Source organism: Bittarella massiliensis (ex Durand et al. 2017), from assembly GCF_009876955.1.
GTDB classification, from domain to species: Bacteria; Bacillota; Clostridia; order Oscillospirales; family Ruminococcaceae; genus Bittarella; species Bittarella massiliensis.
This window is the reverse complement of sequence record NZ_WWVY01000022.1, coordinates 12,972-25,785: the sequence shown is the minus strand read 5'-3', so window position 1 is coordinate 25,785 and position 12,814 is coordinate 12,972. Positions and strand designations below refer to the sequence as shown.

12 protein-coding genes are annotated in these 12,814 nt (G+C 59.5%); 5 read left to right on the top strand and 7 right to left on the bottom strand.

The window, feature by feature from the left end; translation table 11 throughout:
* A partial coding sequence (locus tag GT748_RS14320) for a MobA/MobL family protein (protein WP_161222377.1) occupies positions 1-1,211 on the top strand: 1,211 nt, incomplete at its 5' end.
* A 98-nt stretch (positions 1,212-1,309) separates the two neighbouring features.
* Here the strand turns inward: GT748_RS14320 and GT748_RS14315 are convergent.
* The 5 genes from GT748_RS14315 to GT748_RS14300 all read right to left on the bottom strand — a co-directional run bounded on the left by GT748_RS14315 (position 1,310) and on the right by GT748_RS14300 (position 6,253).
* Positions 1,310-3,169: an LPXTG cell wall anchor domain-containing protein gene (locus GT748_RS14315; protein WP_161213482.1), complete on the bottom strand. Its 1,860-nt coding sequence runs from the start codon at positions 3,167-3,169 to the stop codon at positions 1,310-1,312.
* Positions 3,170-3,602: 433 nt separating this feature from the next.
* Positions 3,603-3,749: a hypothetical protein gene (locus tag GT748_RS15195; protein ID WP_021661531.1), complete on the bottom strand. Its 147-nt coding sequence runs from the start codon at positions 3,747-3,749 to the stop codon at positions 3,603-3,605.
* Entirely contained in the window at positions 3,746-4,126 is a 381-nt protein-coding gene (locus tag GT748_RS14310; RefSeq protein ID WP_044993637.1) for a TnpV protein, read from the bottom strand. Before GT748_RS14310 ends, GT748_RS15195 begins: the two co-directional genes overlap by 4 nt.
* Before the next feature lie 394 nt (positions 4,127-4,520).
* Positions 4,521-4,823: a hypothetical protein gene (locus tag GT748_RS14305; protein ID WP_021661480.1), complete on the bottom strand. Its 303-nt coding sequence runs from the start codon at positions 4,821-4,823 to the stop codon at positions 4,521-4,523.
* A gap of 290 nt (positions 4,824-5,113) precedes the next feature.
* Positions 5,114-6,253 (bottom strand): iron-containing alcohol dehydrogenase, encoded by a 1,140-nt coding sequence (locus GT748_RS14300; RefSeq protein ID WP_052537742.1) that lies wholly within the window; start codon positions 6,251-6,253, stop codon positions 5,114-5,116.
* Between the two features lie 391 nt (positions 6,254-6,644).
* On the opposite strand from GT748_RS14300, the gene GT748_RS14295 reads away from it, so the two are divergent.
* Both GT748_RS14295 and GT748_RS14290 read left to right on the top strand, forming a co-directional pair.
* Positions 6,645-7,478: a phosphatase PAP2 family protein gene (locus tag GT748_RS14295; RefSeq protein ID WP_021661476.1), complete on the top strand. Its 834-nt coding sequence runs from the start codon at positions 6,645-6,647 to the stop codon at positions 7,476-7,478.
* 35 nt (positions 7,479-7,513) lie between these two features.
* Positions 7,514-8,503, top strand: a complete 990-nt coding sequence (locus tag GT748_RS14290) for a 3-oxoacyl-ACP synthase III family protein (RefSeq protein ID WP_021661475.1) — start codon at positions 7,514-7,516, stop codon at positions 8,501-8,503.
* A gap of 73 nt (positions 8,504-8,576) precedes the next feature.
* Here GT748_RS14290 and GT748_RS14285 read toward each other — a convergent pair whose 3' ends face one another.
* Both GT748_RS14285 and GT748_RS14280 read right to left on the bottom strand, forming a co-directional pair.
* The gene (locus GT748_RS14285) at positions 8,577-9,902 is read right to left on the bottom strand and encodes an ABC transporter permease (protein ID WP_021661474.1); all 1,326 of its coding nucleotides are present in this window, start codon (positions 9,900-9,902) and stop codon (positions 8,577-8,579) included.
* On the bottom strand, positions 9,899-10,627 hold the full coding sequence (locus GT748_RS14280) for an ABC transporter ATP-binding protein (RefSeq protein ID WP_021661473.1): 729 nt from the start codon (positions 10,625-10,627) through the stop codon (positions 9,899-9,901). Before GT748_RS14280 ends, GT748_RS14285 begins: the two co-directional genes overlap by 4 nt.
* 221 nt (positions 10,628-10,848) lie before the next feature.
* Here GT748_RS14280 and GT748_RS14275 point away from each other — a divergent pair, with 221 nt between their 5' ends.
* Together GT748_RS14275 and GT748_RS14270 are read left to right on the top strand one after the other, a co-directional pair.
* Positions 10,849-11,961: a DUF3048 domain-containing protein gene (locus GT748_RS14275; protein ID WP_161213484.1), complete on the top strand. Its 1,113-nt coding sequence runs from the start codon at positions 10,849-10,851 to the stop codon at positions 11,959-11,961.
* 69 nt (positions 11,962-12,030) lie between these two features.
* Positions 12,031-12,735: an ATP-binding cassette domain-containing protein gene (locus GT748_RS14270; RefSeq protein WP_021661471.1), complete on the top strand. Its 705-nt coding sequence runs from the start codon at positions 12,031-12,033 to the stop codon at positions 12,733-12,735.
* The last annotated feature ends 79 nt before the right edge of the window (positions 12,736-12,814 follow it).

The window sequence follows — 12,814 nt, the reverse complement described above, 5'->3', positions numbered from 1 at the left end:
TGCCCGAAATCTATACGCAATACGAGCCGCAGCAGGTACTCACGGACTTTACAGAGGAGTTCCGCAGGCGGTACGGTGTGGAGTGCGTGTCCGCCCTCCACCACAACAAGCGCAAGACAAATTATCATATCCATCTGATTTTCAGCGAGAGGAAACTGCTCCCCGAACCTGATGTGAAGGTTGCTTCCCGCAGCGTGTTCTTTGACGAGACTGGAAAGCGTGTCCGCACCAAAAAAGAAATCATGGGAGAGGACGGGCAGATACGGAAAGGCTGTACCGTCATCAAAAAAGGCGAGGTATACGAAAGCCATCTGTTTACTACCAAAGATACACGCTTTAAGGGAGAGCCTTTTCTCCGAGAGATAAAGGAAGTGTATACAGAACTTATTAACTGCCATATCTCCGATCCTGAGCAGCACTTAAAGGTATTTGATAAAAACAGCGTCTATCTGCCGACCAAGAAGATCGGCAAGAACAATCCCAAAGCCGCCGAGATAGAAGCCGACAACGCCGCAAGGCAGGAATGGAACAGGACGGCGGACATGGCGCTTGTGTCAGGGATAGCGGAGGCAAAGATACTGGAAGTCAAGAAAGAGGAAATCCATCAAAAAGCAAGCCAGTCCATTAAGGCACATGGTTGGCTGCCCAACCTGTTCCGCAGTATCGTAAACAAAGCGAAGGAGTTTTTGCAGAACCTGATACGCCAGACAGAGCTGCCGCCCAAGCCGGTGCTCAATCTGGATATGTCGGAGTTTCGCACCATGCAGAAGCTGATGATACGGGTGCAGGACAGGGCAAGGGAAATCCGCAGTTTGCAGGAGGAAGTCCCCAGGCTGAAAACGCAGCTTGCCGAAACAAAGGGCATTTTCAAAGGCAGGGAGCGGAAAGAGCTGGAAGTAAAAATCCGGCGGACGGAGGAAAAAATCTCCGCCATGCTGGAAGCACTGCCCGAAATCTTAAAAGAGGACGGCTATCCCGATGTACGGGCGTTCATGGCGACTTACCGCAAGGCGGAGGCCGTGGTAGAGAACTACAACCGTGAGCTTGCCGAATGGGAACGCAAGGTCAGGGAAAAAGGAAAACCCGCCGAAAAAGAACAGGCAGCGCCGCCCGGGCGGGAGAGCGTACTGAAACGCCTGCGCCAGCTTCAGGCGGAGGGCAAAAGTCAAAAGCCAAAGCCAAAACGCAAAACCCACGACATGGAACGATAGCTTTCACATTGAAAACAACACCGCAGGCTTCCTGCGGTGCATACATAGAGAATGCGCCCCGTGGCTTCCTTCCACAGGGCGCATGGTTATATATGGATTTATCTGCTGTATTTTCTCTTGCGGCTGTAAAGGACTGTGCCGGTCAGGGCTGCGCCCGCAGCAAGCATTACCGCAATCCAAAGGGCGATATTGCTGTTGTCGCCGGTCTGCGGAGAGCTTGTATCGGTATCTGACGGTGTTCCCGTTGCGGGTTTCTTTTCCAAGTTCGCAATCGCATTCTCTATCGCCAAAGCCATATCGTCTACTTTGTCTTGTTCTGTAATGTCTTTTCCACGGACAACCGTATTGACAGCAGCTTCAACTGTTGAAAAATTTGTGTAATCATCAGGATTTAAAGCGTCTGCCTTCGCTATGGCTTCGTCTACTTTCGAATAATCTGCGTCTTTGTATTCAAGAGCGGCAATGGCGTCCTCAATCGCTTTTGCCATTTCATTTACCGCAGTCTGTTCTGTAATATTCTTATCCCGCACAACTGCTGCAATTGCCACTTCTACATCAGAAAAGTCCTTATACTCGTCCTTGTTTAGAGCATTTGCCTTTTCGATAGCTGCGTCCACCGCCTGATAATCTGCACCCTTATATTCAAGAGCAGCGATGGCGTCCTCTATTGCCTTAGCCATTGCATTTACCTGCTCTTGTTCATCTATACTCAGATTTTCATCCACACTGCCAAGCGCGCTGTTCAAAGCGTTGACAGATTCATCCGTAAATAGTGACAAGTCCGCAGGAACCTTGCCCCTGGCTGCTTCCACAGCTTCGTAATCAGCGCGAATCATATCTGTTTGCGTTGAAAAAACCGGATAGCCGTTTTTCCCCAAACGCCAAAGCCCTGTGGTCTGCGCGCCCGCGTTCAGCTTTTCAATAACAGCCTGGTCTGTAAAATCAGCTATTACCTGACCGCACTGGGTTTCATCAAAATCCGGATCGGGATAAGCCTGGCCGATACTCCAGTCCACTACAAGCCGCACAACCCCTGCTTTTCCGTCATCCGGCCACATACAGTTTTCTGCCATTCCATACTCGTCAAGCGCAGCTATATGCACTGCATTGCCTTCTGCCCCAGCAGGAACATTGAGCTGTCCGTACGACACGCATCCGCTTATCAATACTACTTCTCCGTTAAAACTGAGCCCTGCTCCGAGAATCCCCGCCGTCGATGTAGTCGCTTCGGCAGCCGTTACGGTTCCTCCGAAATAGCTGTCTATTATCTCGGCGCCGTTGGCAGCATTTTCCCATTGTCCTACAAGACCGCCGAGCATAACCGCATCTTCAGTGCTTGTAGTCGTCACATCGGCCGTAGACCAGCAGCTTACAATACTTGTATTTCCCTTGCAGGAGCCAATAAATCCTCCAACAGACGGCACATCTGAACCGCTTGCGTCTGCTGTAATCGAGCCTGTCGTGCTGCACCCGGTTACTTTGGCGTTATTCGCCCAGCCTGCTAAAATTCCCTGGTTAAAATACGAGTTGCTGCTGAGCATTTCTACATCAGCCTGCTCAATGTTGATATCTTTCACAACCGCTTTATTCAGATAACCAAAAAAACCATTCTCCCCATCTTCAAGCGCGACACGCATATTTAACACCGAATGTCCGCCCCCGTTAAATGTGCCTCTGAACGTTTTTATCGGTGTCCAGTCATGTCCCGAAAGATCAACATCCGTGGTCAGATTCAATGTTATCCCGCTGAAATCATTTCCGTCTGCGGCAAGCTGCGATACTCCGGCAAGCGCTTCTGCGGAATTTATGTCATATTCCGAAGCGCTTCCAGTATACCAGCTTGTATCGGCTGTCCCGTCCCAAGCATCTGCTTCATTTGCCGCAAACGCCATTGTCGGCAACATGCCCACACACAATAGCATACATAACAGTACGCCAATCCATCGCTTAATCTTCATTCTTTTTCGTCCTTTCATTTTATTTCAGTAAGGTTTCAAACATAAAAAGGCGCATCCCGTCCGTTGTAAATCGGACAGAATACGCCTTCTGTTTTTGTGCAGTTTTCAGCTTGACAGGAAAAAAGGGCAGAGTTACGCTTTGCTTGCTTGCTTGCTTGCTTGCTAAGATTGTCGCAACTGCCGTCATTTTTGTCAAGCCCCTTTCCGAATATATTTTTACATGTATAACTTACCACAAAACCGGCTGATTTTCAATACTTTTCTCCGGGGAAATGGGTGCGCTATCAACAATTCAGGTCGAATCATCTATTCCGCTGCGTGGACATTTAGAGGTCAAAAAAGCCTGATTCCAAGCCGTTTTTTAAGCCTGAACTTTGAGGGGCAAGGTGTTTGTACCTTACCCCTCGGTTTTGTTTTTGAAAGCGTTGCAGGCTCATTTTTGCAGCTTTATCATTACCTCGTCCACAAGGTCTGTATATCTGCCCTGCGCCAGCAGCTTATTGCGGTAAGCAAGCAGAGCCTTGAAAAGATACCGTCTTTCTTCTGCCGTCAAATAAAGGTGGTATTTCTTCTTTCTCATACGAAGATCACCTCGGCATTGACGGTTTCTATAACCGCCGACCGCAGGGCATTCATTCTCTGCACCCATTCCATCTGATTGTCGGCTTTCAGCGTTTCGGTAATGCCCGCACGCTCTGCCCGCTGCTTCATAAGCCGGTCAAACAGCGCCTGTGCCTGTTCCTCAACATCGGCAAGGTAAGATTGCAGCTTGCCGCTTGTCAAAAGGCTGGTATAAAGAGCCTTTTTATGCTCACGGATATACCGCAAATGCCGCTGCCCCCATACGCCAATAGGCCGTTCTTCTTTTTCGGCTGGTAATTCCAAGCAGGGGATATAATAATCGCCCCGCAGTTCATACCAAAGACCGTTTTGCTCGTTATAGACGTACTGTTCCATTTTGTAATCCTCCAAAATCATATATTCGCACATACATCACAGTTTCCCGATTGCCACACTTGTGTTTATCGTGTTATCAGTTTTTCCTGCCCTTGCTTTTGCCCTTATAACTTCTCGGAGCAAGGGTAAAACGGTGTGAAATCGTATAAAGGGATAAAGGGAGCAGAGTGCGAAAAATCCTTTATTTTCAACGGTTTCGGAGGCCTTTATTAAATCCCTATGTGGCGGTATAACCACCTACATAATTTGAGGTTTCAAATTAGAATTTACAGCAACAAAATATTTTCCCAGCGCGCAGTTGCCCGTTCACAGGCTGTGGGACAGGCGATACAGACGAAAAACTTTCCCTGCCTCTCGGGTGACCTGCCGGCGTCATCCCCTTCTAGGGTTTGACTTACAGGTCCGCACGCCGGAGGAGGTCGGCCATCTGCCGCAGCAGGGCCGCCTTCTCCCGCGCCCGCTGCAGCTCGGCGTCGCTGCAGCGCAGCCAGTCAAAGGCCTTGATTTCCTGGATGGTCCGCTCCAGCCGCCGTTTTTCCGCCGCCAGCTCCTCCAAGGAGAAGGGGGTGGCGGGCGGCGCCTCGTCCCCCTCTACTGCGGCGGCGAGGCGGTAGACCCCCGGCCGCAACAGCTCGATCTCCCCCTGTTCCTTCATCTGGTGCAGCACCGAGCGCAGGGCCGCGCTGTCCGACGGCACGGGAAAGCCCCACCTTTTCCCCCAGCTGCTCCTGCGACAGGTGCAGTGCCGCGCGGATCACCGCCAAATTCTTGCCAAAGTACCCCGGCTCCCGCGCCATCTTCTTCTCTGCCATCCGGCTTCCCCCCTCTGTTCGTTTGCCCCATTATAACGCCCTCTCCCCCCTCCGTCTACAACGCCCGTTTTACATTTTCTACGAATTTTCCCTTTTTTCGTTCTTTTTTTGCGCGGCCGTCCGCCGGGAGGCACAAAAAAGCCGGGCGATCTCGCCCGGCCCCAAAGGATAGCCGCTATTTGACAAACATGGCCCGGAGCAGCTCCACCGCCTCGTCCGCCGTGTAGCCGCCGGGGGTGCGGTGAAAATTGGAAACCGCCTCAAAGCGGCTGCGGCAGCCCTCCACCTCCTGCGCCGTCATGGTGCAGCCGGTGCGGCAAAACCGCTGCAAAAGCCGGCAGACCGCCCGCTCGTCCGGCTCGCCCAGGGCCTTTAAGAAGGGGCGGAACAGCTCCCGTGAACAGCTCTTGGCCCGCTGGATAAAGGCCGGCAGAAAGGCGCCCGACGCCGTTCCGTGGGGGATGCCGTAACGCTCGGTGAGCAGATAGCCCAGCCGGTGGGGAAAACAGGTGCCGCAGCGGTTGAGGGAGAACCCGGCACAGAGGCAGCCCTCGCTGATCTGGTCGCGCAGCTGGGGCTGGACCTCCACCGCCGCGCCCCGGGCGCTGTCCTCCCAGGCGTCGGCCAGACGGCAGAGCCCCTCGTAGAGCAGCTCGATCCCCCGCAGGGCGAACATCCGGCTCACCCCGTCGGCATTCTGGGCAAAATAGCTCTCCACCCCGTGGCAGAAGGCGTCCACCGCTGTGGAGACGGTCTGCCGGTAGGGGAGGGAATAGGTGTACTTGGGGTCGATGAGGGCCAGGCGGGGGAAGGTGTCCTCCCGCCCGACACTCTGCTTGCGGCCGATCTCGTCGATGGTCAGCACCGCCGTCTGGTCCAGCTCGCTGGAGGTGCCGGCGGTGGTGGGGACGCAGACCACCGGCAGGGCGGGGGTCTGCCACTCCCTGTCGTAGAGGGCGCTCTCGTCCAGTTGGGGGTTGGCGGCAAAGATGGACGCCGCCTTGGCCGCGTCCATGGCCGAACCGCCCCCGATGCCCACCACAAAGTCGGCGCCAAAGGCCCGGGCCGCCTCGCCCGCCCGCTTGCAGGTGGAGACAAGGGGGTTTTCCCCCACCTGGGAAAAGGCCTCCCACTCCACCCGGTGCATCTTCAGGGCGGTGCACACGTCCTCCAGGGCGCCGCTCTTGGCCGCCCCGCTCCTGCCGGTGACCAGCAGCGCTCTGTCCCCCAACGACGCCAGCTGCTGGGAGTGCAGCAGCACGCACCCGCTCTCAAAATACACCTGGACCGGCATGTAAAAATTCACCGAACGCATCACAGCAGATTCCTCCTCTCGCCGCGCGGCCCGCCCTTGGGCAGCGGCGCGGTCATTCGCGGCCATCGTATCCCCAGGTGAAATCGGGCCGACGGACAGGGACAACCGCGGTCCACCCACCGGACGACCGGCCGTTTCGGCATAACGGCTGCACCGCGGCACCATCCCGCAAGCGCCGAGCGCATAACCGCATTGGCCCATGGGGCGGGGTGCAAACGGCGTCTGCCCGGCCACCCCCGGTATGATGCCACTTTGTTGTCATTATACCACACCCCCCGGCGCAGGAGGGAGAATTTTGGGAAAGGACCGCTCTTTCCCCTTTCTTTTTTTGAAAAGCCATCGCCCCTGTGGTATCATAATAGCAGTCTGTTTTTGAAAAGGGGAACCGCTTTTGGAACTGTCCATCCTGCACTTTATCCAGCGCTTTGCCACCCCGCTGCTGGACAACGTCTTCCTCGCCATCACCGTTTTGGGGGAGCCGGTGGCCATTTTGGTGCCCATCCTGGTCATCTACTACTGTTACAACAAGAAGATGGGGCTTTTTTTGGCCTTTTCCAGCCTCACCTCCCAGGGGGTAAACGCCGGGATCAAGGCCCTTGTCGGCAGGGGACGGCCCATCGGCCAGCCGGGGGTCCGCAGCCTGCGCACCCAGACCGCCGGTGGCTCCTCCATGCCCAGCGGCCACACCCAGGGGGCCGTCACCCTGCTCTACTCCATCTACAAATTCGTCAAGCAGAAATCCATGCTGGCGGTGGCGGTGGTGATCGGGGTGGCGGTGGCCCTCTCCCGGCTCTACCTGGGGCTGCACTGGCCCACCGACGTGGTGGCCGGCTTCCTGCTGGCAATGCTGGTGTCCGAGGTCTGCTACCGGCTCTTCATCACCACCAAGCGCCCCTGGCTCCTCTTTACAGTGGCGGCCGCGGCCCTCTTTTTGCTGGCCTGGCCCACCAAGGGGAGCGCCGCGTTTTACAAGCTCACCGGCGCCTTTGTGGGGCTGGCCGCCGGCGCCTGGTTTGAGGACGCGGCCGTCCGCTTCACCTGCGAGACCTCCCTGCTCAAAAAGCTGGCGCGGGTGCTGCTGGGGGCCCTGCTCCTCTGGCTGCTGGATTGGGGGCTCTCCCTGGTCCTGCCTCAGACGGCCGTGGGGGGCGCTCTGCGCTACGGCACGATGGTCTTTGCCGCCGTCGGCTTCATCCCCCTGCTCTTTAAAAAAATGCGTCTCTAAACTGCCAAAACAACTGATGGGAAAGGACAATCACCATGGGAATTCAAATCATCGGCACCGGAAAATACCTGCCCGACCGGGTCGTCACCAACGACGACCTGGCGCAGATCGTGGACACCAGCGACGAGTGGATCACCACCCGCACCGGCATCAAGACCCGCCGGGTCGAGACCGAAAAGGCCACCTGGCAGATGGCGGCCTGCGCCGCCAAAGAGGCGGTGGAGGCCGCCGGAGTCGCGCCCGCCGAAATCGACCTGGTGGTCTGCTCCACCGTCACCGGCGACTACCTCACCCCCTCTACCGCCTGCCTGGTGGCGGGGGAGCTGGGGCTCGACAGCCCCTTCTGTCTGGACGTCAACTCCGCCTGCGCCGGGTTCGTGGCCGCCGTCGACCTGGCCCAGCACTACCTAACCAGCGGCCGGTACCGCTGCGCGCTGGTGGTTTCCAGCGAGATGCTCACCAAGCTGACCGACTTTTCCGACCGCGGCACCTGCGTCCTCTTCGGCGACGGCGCCGGGGCAGTGGTCCTGCGCGCCGCCGACGGCCTCTACGAGAGCTTTGCCGGGTCGGACCCCAGCGGCGGCCGCCATCTCTTTGCCCGGGGCGTCGCCCCCGCCAGCCCCTTCCGCCAGCAGCCCTTTGACCCCCTGGGCGACGGCTGGGGCCCGTCGGCGGGCCATGCCCTGCACATGAACGGGCGGGAGGTCTACAAGTTCTCCACCCGCGTCCTCCCTCTCTGCGTCAAGACCGTCTGCGAGAGGGCGGGGCTGCCGCTGGAACAGCTGGACTGGGTCTTTCCCCACCAGGCCAACCGGCGCATCCTCGAGACGGCGGCCCAGAACCTGGGGCTGCCCTTCGAGCGCTTCTACCTGAACATCGACCGCTACGGCAACATGTCCAGCGCCTGCATCCCCATCTGCCTGGCCGAGGCCAGCAGGGAAGGGCTCCTCAAGCGGGGGGACAAGATCTGCCTGGTGGGCTTTGGCGGCGGGCTGGTCTATGCCGGCTGCCTGTTGGAGTGGTGACCCCCTCTCTCCCGCACAAAAAGGGCGCTGGACCATCTGGTCCAGCGCCCTTTTTTGTCGCCTGCGGCGATTTTTAGCGGCCGCTCTTTTTGCCGAGGGCGGCGAAGGCGGGTTTCTTGCCCGCGCTCTTTTTCTTGCCAAACTGCAGCTTGGCGGTGAGGATCTTGTCGCTGGAAAAGAGCCGCACAGCCAGGAACATGCAGACTGCGAAGAAGACCACCTGATACCCCAGCCCAAAGAAGAAGAGGGGGTAGTTGCCAAACATCATGTTGGGGATGGCCATGAAGGTGTGGGTGAAGGGGATGGCGTAGACCAGGAACCGCGCCACCGTGGGCAGCCCGTTGACATCGGCCAGCAGGCAGATGAAGTAGGGGATCATCACCATCACCATCACCGGCATGATGGCCGTCTGGGCCGCCTTGATGTCCTGCGCCAGGGAGCCCAGGAGGATGGAGATGGTCAGCGCCGTGAGGATGGTGGCGAACAGCTGCACCCCGATGAGGAGGTACTGCCCGGTGGAGAGGGAGAGGCCCAGGGCCTTCAGCACCTCGCCGGCGGCGTTCTGGCCGCTGCCCCCCATCAGCTTGCCCATGTAGCCCGAATAGCCCACCATGAACACCGCCGCGTTGAGGAGGGAGACCAGCCCCGCGGCGATCATCTTGGAGGAGAGGATGCTGGTGCGCTTGATGGGGGCCGAGAGGAGGGTCTCCAGGGTCTTGTCATTTTTCTCGTTGACGATGGTGGAGACCACCATCTGCGAGGCGAACATCAGCAGCAAAAAGACGATGATGGGGACCATCATGGTCTGGCTGCTGAGAAAGCCGGACACCGTGCCCGCCGACACCTGCTGGGTGTGTTCTCCCACGGCGGTGTAGTCCTCTGCCTGCACCGGCTCCAAAATGGGGCCCGGGTCGGCGATGCCCGCCTTCTCCACCAGGGTGCGGGAGAGGATCGCCCCCAGCTGCTGCACCACCTGGCTGTCCACCCCGGCGGAGATGTTGGCGGTGACGGCCGCGCTCTTGATCTCGCTGTACAGCTGGATCTTCTGGGCCACCGGCTTTTCGGCCAGGATCCCCGCGCCAAACCCCTCGGGGATGACGATGGCGCTCTGCCGGCCCAGCTCCCGGGCGTAGTCGATGGGGTTTTCATAGGCTTTCGTGGTGCGGTGCACCACAAAGCCCGACTGCTCGAGCCCCCCCAGCAGCGACCGGGTCAGCTCGCTGTCGTCCAGGTCGATGACAGCCACCTCGCCCGCGTTTTTGGCGGCCTCCTCGGTGACCGAGCCCATAAAGTTGCCCAGCAGCACAAAGATGCCCGCGCAGAGGACGATGGAGAGGACCGACTGCAGGGTGATCATCTCCCGCAGCTCTTTTTTCAAAAGGATCCAAAACTTTCTCATCGGCCGCTCACCGCCCTCTCAAATACCTCTTCCAGGTTTTGCGCCTGATAGCGCTCCAACAATTCCTCACAGTTGCCGGTGACGTGGAGAATCCCCTTGTCGATGATCCCCACCCGGTCGGAGAGAAACTCGATCTCCAGCATGTTGTGGCTGGAGAGGAGGAAGCTCATCCCCTCGGCGGCCAGCCCCTTGATCATCCGCCGGATCTCCAGGGCGTTGATGATATCCAGCCCGCTGGTGGGCTCGTCGAGGATGGCCAGGGCCGGGCGGGTCATCACCGCCCGGGAGAGGAGCAGTTTGCGGGTCATTCCCCGGGAATAGGTGCCGATCTTGTCGCCCAGCCGCTCGCCCAGGCCGCAGCGCTCCACCGCGTACTCGACGCAGGCCTTTGCCCGCTCCCGGTCGGCCACAAACAGCCCCGCCATGAACTTGAGGTACTCCATCCCGGTCATGGACTTGTAGGCCCCCGCCTCGTCGGGCAGGTAGGTGATGGATTCCCGCACCTTCTCCGGCTCGGCGCGCAGGCTGTGCCCGGCCACCACCGCGTCCCCGTCGGTGGGGGTCAGCAGGGTGGCAATCATCCGAATGGTGGTGGTCTTGCCGGCCCCGTTGGGGCCGATGAGGGCAAAGACCTCGCCCTTGCCCACGTCAAAGCTGATGCCCTTGACCGCCTCTACCTGGCCGTACCGCTTTCGCAGTTGGCGCACTTCTAGTGTCTTCTCCATACGCTCTCCTTCTTCTCCCCAGCGGGGCAAACATGCAACGGCCGCCTTTGGCGGCTTTCATCTGCGGATGTAGAGACAGTATAGCATATCTGCCCCCTACGGCGCCACCTTCAACACTGGTCATTTTTCCCCTTTAACCCCTCTTTTTCTCATTTTTTTGCAAAGGGCGGGGGATGGGCGTATAATAGAGCCACCAAACTTCACATTTGGAGGAAACAAGAATGAAAAAGGCACTCTGCACGGCTCTGGCCTGTCTTCTGGCCCTGGGGCTTTTCGCCGGCTGCAACAAGGACGAGAGCGCGGTCGCCGCAGGCGGCTCCATCTCCTCTGCCCAGGTCGACCTGCGGCCGACCAACCCCCTCACCGGGCTGCGCGTCGACGACGACTACGCCGCCACCCACCGGCCGGTGGGGGTGATGATCAACAACCTGAAGGCCGCCCTGCCCCAGTACGGGCTGGCGCAGGCCGACATCCTCTACGAGGTGGTGGCCGAGGGGGGGATCACCCGGCTGCTGGCCATCTACTCCGATGCGCGCCAGGTGCCCAAAATCGGCTCGGTGCGCTCGGCCCGGCCCGTCTACATCGAGTTGGCCACCGGCCACGACGCCACCCTCATCCACTACGGCACCAGTACCCAAGCCGACGCCCTGCTGCAGAAAAACGGCATCAAGACGGTGGACGGGATGGCCCTCTCCACCGTGGCCTTCTCCTTTGACGAGGTGCGGCACAAGACCTACTCGCGGGAGCACTGCACCTTCACCTCGGGCGAGCTCATCCAAAAGGGGCTGGACAAAAAGTCCATCAGCCTCTCGGGCGCGCCCCGCTGCGGCTTCTCCTTCTGCGAGCAGTCCAAGTTCAGTGGCGACCTCTACGCCCCCAGCTACGGCAAGGCCGACGAGGTCTCCTTCCCCTTCTCGGGGTATGTCAGCGACACCCTGCGCTACAACGCCGCCACCTGCAGGTACGAAAAGTACCAGTTCGGCCAGCCCCACATCGACGCCGCCACCGGCGAGACCCTCTCCTTTGACAACGCCCTGCTCCTCTACACCTCCATTCAGGTCATCGACCAGATCGGCCACGTGGACGTAGCCCTGGACAGCGGGACGGGCTACTACTTCACCCGCGGCCAGTACGAGCCCATCCGGTGGAAAAAGGGCGGGGTCAGCGACCCCCTCACCTTTACCAAAGAGGACGGCTCGCCCCTGACCCTCAACGCCGGCAAGACCTATGTGGCCGTCGTCAGCGACAAAAACGAGTCCTCCCTCGACATCGCTCCCGGCAAGACAGAGGCGCCCGAGACCACCTCTTCCGGGGCATCCTCCGCAGCAGAATAATTGTGCCTCTCCCCGTTGCGCGGGGGAGAGCGGGGCATACTATCTCCAAAGAAAAAAAGGAGAGATGGTATGTCCCGTTTGCTTTCTGTCAACCACCTGACCAAAATTTACGGCTGCGGCCCCCGGGAGGTCCGCGCCCTCTGGGACGTCAATTTTGCCCTGGAAGAGGGGTCTTTCGCCGCCGTGCTGGGAGAGGCCGGCTCCGGCAAGTCCGCCCTGCTGGACATCTTGGGCGGGCTGGAGGCCCCCACCCACGGCCGCTACCAGTTCCGGGGGGAAGAGGTGACCCGGATGGGGGAGTGCTGCCTCGCCCGGCTGCGGGGGGAGATGGGCTTCGCCCTGCAGTGGGCCCCCCTGGAAAAGGGGGCCAGCCTGTTGGAAGACGTCTCCCACCCCCTGATGAGCCGGGGCATCCCCACCGCCCGGCGGCGGGAGATGGCCCTGCGCGCCCTCGCCAAAGTCGGCCTTGAGGGGCGCGCCAGCAGCCTGCCGGACAGTCTGAACGACAGCCAGCTGCGGCGGGCCGTCATCGCCCGGGCCATCGCCGCCGAACCGTCCCTGCTGCTGGTGGAGGAGCCGGGAGAGAGCCACACCGACGCCCACACCGACGTGGGGGCCGTTCTCCGCCAGCTGGGGAGAGAAGGGCTCTCCATCGTCCTCTTCACCCGCGACCAGCAGCTGGCCGCCTGCGCCCCCCGGCAGCTCCTGCTGCAGGGGGGACGGCTGGTGGGAGACATCGCCACCCCCTCGCAGCGCGGCACCCGGCTGGCCTGACCAGCCGCCAAACACCGATACAAAAAGGGCCCGACGGCCCTTTTTTCGCGCGCAGCCGCCGGACACAAAAGCAGGGGGC

What these genes read in the sequence shown, in the direction of transcription:
- GT748_RS14315 (WP_161213482.1), bottom strand. Translation starts at nt 3,169, where the DNA reads ATGAAGATTAAGCGATGGATTGGCGTACTGTTATGTATGCTATTGTGT.
- GT748_RS15195 (WP_021661531.1), bottom strand. Translation starts at nt 3,749, where the DNA reads ATGAGAAAGAAGAAATACCACCTTTATTTGACGGCAGAAGAAAGACGG.
- GT748_RS14310 (WP_044993637.1), bottom strand. Translation starts at nt 4,126, where the DNA reads ATGGAACAGTACGTCTATAACGAGCAAAACGGTCTTTGGTATGAACTG.
- GT748_RS14300 (WP_052537742.1), bottom strand. Translation starts at nt 6,253, where the DNA reads ATGCGTTCGGTGAATTTTTACATGCCGGTCCAGGTGTATTTTGAGAGC.
- GT748_RS14290 (WP_021661475.1), top strand. Translation starts at nt 7,514, where the DNA reads ATGGGAATTCAAATCATCGGCACCGGAAAATACCTGCCCGACCGGGTC.
- GT748_RS14285 (WP_021661474.1), bottom strand. Translation starts at nt 9,902, where the DNA reads ATGAGAAAGTTTTGGATCCTTTTGAAAAAAGAGCTGCGGGAGATGATC.
- GT748_RS14280 (WP_021661473.1), bottom strand. Translation starts at nt 10,627, where the DNA reads ATGGAGAAGACACTAGAAGTGCGCCAACTGCGAAAGCGGTACGGCCAG.
- GT748_RS14275 (WP_161213484.1), top strand. Translation starts at nt 10,849, where the DNA reads ATGAAAAAGGCACTCTGCACGGCTCTGGCCTGTCTTCTGGCCCTGGGG.
- GT748_RS14270 (WP_021661471.1), top strand. Translation starts at nt 12,031, where the DNA reads ATGTCCCGTTTGCTTTCTGTCAACCACCTGACCAAAATTTACGGCTGC.